1 rRNA gene is annotated in these 1,429 nt (G+C 52.8%); it reads right to left on the bottom strand.

The features are described from left to right. A 23S ribosomal RNA gene (locus ABLU73_RS22835) occupies window positions 1-1,429 on the bottom strand; the annotation flags it as partial.

The following is a 1,429-nucleotide window of genomic DNA, read 5'->3' as shown; positions in this document are numbered from 1 at the left end:
GTGTTTTTAATAAACAGTTGCAGCCAGCTGGTATCTTCGACTGGTCTCAGCTCCATCCGCAGGGGCTTCACCTACACACCAGCGTGCCTTCTCCCGAAGTTACGGCACCATTTTGCCTAGTTCCTTCACCCGAGTTCTCTCAAGCGCCTTGGTATTCTCTACCTGACCACCTGTGTCGGTTTGGGGTACGATTTGATGTTACCTGATGCTTAGAGGCTTTTCCTGGAAGCAGGGCATTTGTTACTTCAGCACCGTAGTGCCTCGTCATCACACCTCAGCCTTGATTATCCGGATTTGCCTGGATAACCAGCCTACATGCTTAAACCGGGACAACCGTCGCCCGGCTAACATAGCCTTCTCCGTCCCCCCTTCGCAGTAACACCAAGTACAGGAATATTAACCTGTTTCCCATCGACTACGCCTTTCGGCCTCGCCTTAGGGGTCGACTCACCCTGCCCCGATTAACGTTGGACAGGAACCCTTGGTCTTCCGGCGAGCGGGCTTTTCACCCGCTTTATCGTTACTTATGTCAGCATTCGCACTTCTGATACCTCCAGCAACCCTCACAGGTCACCTTCGCAGGCTTACAGAACGCTCCCCTACCCAACAACACATAGTGTCGCTGCCGCAGCTTCGGTGCATGGTTTAGCCCCGTTACATCTTCCGCGCAGGCCGACTCGACCAGTGAGCTATTACGCTTTCTTTAAATGATGGCTGCTTCTAAGCCAACATCCTGGCTGTCTGTGCCTTCCCACATCGTTTCCCACTTAACCATGACTTTGGGACCTTAGCTGGCGGTCTGGGTTGTTTCCCTCTTCACGACGGACGTTAGCACCCGCCGTGTGTCTCCCGTGATAACATTCTTCGGTATTCGTAGTTTGCATCGGGTTGGTAAGTCGGGATGACCCCCTAGCCGAAACAGTGCTCTACCCCCGAAGATGAGTTCACGAGGCGCTACCTAAATAGCTTTCGGGGAGAACCAGCTATCTCCCGGTTTGATTGGCCTTTCACCCCCAGCCACAAGTCATCCGCTAATTTTTCAACATTAGTCGGTTCGGTCCTCCAGTTAGTGTTACCCAACCTTCAACCTGCCCATGGCTAGATCACCGGGTTTCGGGTCTATACCCTGCAACTTAACGCCCAGTTAAGACTCGGTTTCCCTGCGGCTCCCCTATACGGTTAACCTTGCTACAGAATATAAGTCGCTGACCCATTATACAAAAGGTACGCAGTCACACCCGAAGGTGCTCCCACTGCTTGTACGTACACGGTTTCAGGTTCTTTTTCACTCCCCTCGCCGGGGTTCTTTTCGCCTTTCCCTCACGGTACTGGTTCACTATCGGTCAGTCAGGAGTATTTAGCCTTGGAGGATGGTCCCCCCATATTCAGACAGGATACCACGTGTCCCGCCCTACTCTTCGAGTTCACA

It is taken from the genome of Klebsiella sp. GG_Kp175 (genome assembly GCF_040062325.1).
Classification (GTDB): domain Bacteria; phylum Pseudomonadota; class Gammaproteobacteria; order Enterobacterales; family Enterobacteriaceae; genus Klebsiella; species Klebsiella quasipneumoniae.
Note: the sequence above shows the minus strand (reverse complement) of the source record. Positions and strands in the feature narration are given on the sequence as shown.